The 618-nt window shown below is 65.9% G+C and carries 1 pseudogene; it reads right to left on the reverse strand.

The annotated features are described in order from the left end of the window. Positions 1–618, reverse strand: a pseudogene (locus ABD844_RS52170) (tyrosine-type recombinase/integrase); the annotation flags it as partial.

Genomic DNA, 618 nt, shown 5'->3' on the forward strand with positions numbered 1-618 from the left:
CCTTCGCGTAGGCCGAACCCGAGAACGTACCGCCGCCGCGGGTGAAGAACAGCCGCCCATCGGGCGCGGTGCCGAAGGTGTCGATGTGCGCTCGGAGCATGACGACCAGTTCCGGCGGGATCGGTACCGGGCGGTCTTCCTTCTCCTCCCGATGCTTGAGACCCCGGACGTCATAGGAACGGCCGGAGTTGGTGTAGCGACTGTTGCTCTGCGGTCGGGTCTTGGTTGCTGTGACCTGTCCCCATCCTTCGGCTGGGAGGACGCAGTCCTTCTTGCGCAGTCCTTGGGCTTCGGCCGGGCGCAGGGCGCTGAAGTACATGCAGGCGAACATCGCCGACAACATCCGCCCGCGCGTACGCCCGACACGGGGCACGGCTGCCAAGAGTGTGCGCGCCTGCTGGGGATTGACGACCACGCGCCGGTCCACCACGTTGGTCGTCTTCGCAGGCTTCCATTTGACCCGATCGAGCGGGTTCGCACTGACCTCACCGAGTTCGAAGGCGTATTCCAGGGCGTGATGGAACACCATCCGCTTGCGCCGGAACGTTGAATTGGCCGCCGCCTCGCCGTCCAGGCATACGGCTAACGCCTCCAGAGCTGCACGAGCGTGGCGGGCCT

The organism is Nonomuraea antimicrobica (genome assembly GCF_039536965.1).
In the GTDB taxonomy this organism is placed as follows: Bacteria; Actinomycetota; Actinomycetes; order Streptosporangiales; family Streptosporangiaceae; genus Nonomuraea; species Nonomuraea antimicrobica.